The organism is Oleiphilus sp. HI0067, assembly GCF_001635735.1.
Map to the genome: position 1 here is coordinate 1 of NZ_LWFI01000926.1, position 1,927 is coordinate 1,927.

3 protein-coding genes are annotated in these 1,927 nt (G+C 43.3%); 2 read left to right on the plus strand and 1 reads right to left on the minus strand.

Translation table 11 applies throughout. The features are described from left to right. The coding region (locus A3739_RS11195; RefSeq protein WP_156502540.1) for a DEAD/DEAH box helicase at positions 1-757 on the minus strand (757 nt) is incomplete at its 3' end. Between the two features lie 181 nt (positions 758-938). Between A3739_RS11195 and A3739_RS11200 the strand changes: the two genes are divergently transcribed. After that, positions 939-1,595: a hypothetical protein gene (locus A3739_RS11200; RefSeq protein WP_197472278.1), complete on the plus strand. Its 657-nt coding sequence runs from the start codon at positions 939-941 to the stop codon at positions 1,593-1,595. 66 nt (positions 1,596-1,661) lie between these two features. Beyond that, positions 1,662-1,927: glutathione S-transferase N-terminal domain-containing protein (locus A3739_RS11205; RefSeq protein WP_197472279.1), on the plus strand; the 266-nt coding region annotated here is incomplete at its 3' end.

Sequence of the window (1,927 nt, forward strand, 5' to 3'; positions counted from 1 at the left end):
TTGTCCGACAAAAGACGAGCACTTGATACCATTGATGGCGTTTAATTAAGGTAATTAAGGCTTGTGACTTGTTAGCTTTATCAATTGGAATAACTAATTGATCGACAGTTTTCGCGGCAGAATTTTTTGGCGATACAGAGATCTCAACGGGATCATGAATCAAGCCTTTCGCTAAATTACGAATGTCATCGGAAAATGTCGCTGAGAACAGCAGATTTTGTCTGCGCTTGGGCAATAGCGCGATAACGCGGCGAATATCATTAATGAAGCCCATATCCAGCATTCTGTCGGCTTCGTCTAGAACAAATACGTCAATCTGATCGAGCTTTACGGCATTCTTTTCACATAAATCAAGTAAGCGTCCAGGCGTTGCAACTAATACATCAATACCCTTTCTTAACTTCAACATCTGAGGGTTAATCTTCACCCCTCCAAACACAACTGCAGAGCGCGTATCAGAGAATTGACTGTAATCTTCTAAACTCTGGTGCACCTGAGCTGCAAGCTCTCGCGTTGGTGTAAGAATGAGTACTCGGACCTGATTGGCCTTTACACGAGCTTTTNCTTCAAGGTACTGAATAATAGGAAGTGTAAAGCTAGCAGTTTTGCCTGTACCCGTTTGCGCGGCAGCCATCACATCTTGCCCTGTTAATACGGCAGGAATAGCCTCTTGCTGGATTGAGGATGGTGTCTTATAACCTTTTAACTCAATTGCTTTTAGGATATTTCGATTAAGGCCAAGCTCTTCAAAGTACATTAAGTATTCGTTCTCAGTATGTGGGGGAAGAATGCGCGCGAAGTATAGGTGGGATTAAGCTTTTACGATACATAAACTTCATCATTCGTATGCTAGTAGGTCAAAACACGCACTGCGAGCTTGGTGCGACGATCTATTTATGTCACGATAAAAACAAATAATTAAGTGCTTAGGCGCATTCTTGAGCTTCGCTCAAGACATACTAAATAAGCTGACAATAACGATACTAATAAATTCCGATATGTCGAACGTCTATACGATAATCAAGCTACTAGCGTTAACGCTAATCATTAGTGGCTGCGCAACAAGTTTTGATCGAACCAATATTCGCCCTGGTGAACGGGTATATGGCCCCGCGGTTTCAGTCGTTGTACCCACAGAAAAGTCTTGGTTTGCTGTCGATTACGGTACAGGAAACCGAATCAAATTAAGTCAACTCAACTATGACGACAGTTACTCGTTGAAGGTTGCGGTGAATAGAGGGCCAGCTTTCGGAATGTTTGAATCAGCGCAAGCGCATCTCTCAGCCTATCGTGAAAATGTGAATGACGACGCGGTTGAAGGGCTGATTGTTCACGGTCGAGATTCTTGGGCTGCTGAAGAATACGGTAATAAATGTATCACCTATGCAGAACAATTAGAAGATTGGCGTGGTCGCAATAATGCAGGCCCTGCTCTCGTTGATGTATATGGTTTGGTCTGCCCGCATCGTGGCTTGCCAAATATTTTGGTCAACGTTGAATTATCACGACGTTATGAAGTGAACGCCCCAAGGATTAACGTTCAAAACTATGCAGAACAAGTGTTTAAATCAATTGAGTACGCTGGGGTCGACTAAAGCATCTTAAGCCTTATAATGCTGCGGTTTATAGAAAAAACCGCTTAATATTAAAAGGGTGTATGCATGCTTCATACGATTAATGTTCTGAACTCCACATTTGCATCTATTGCTCGCTCTTGGCGAGGAACATCTAGTACGAAAGAGCATTATCAGCCCGAAAAACCGATTATCCTGTTTGATCGTGAAGGCGATCCGGAATGCCGTCTTGTTCGAGAAACGCTTACCGCGCTCAATCTTGATGTCACCATCATGCCCTGTCCAATCGGTGGAGAAAACATCAAACGGCTTCGTCGAGATTCAGGCACTGATCAAGTACCTGTTCTGTACGA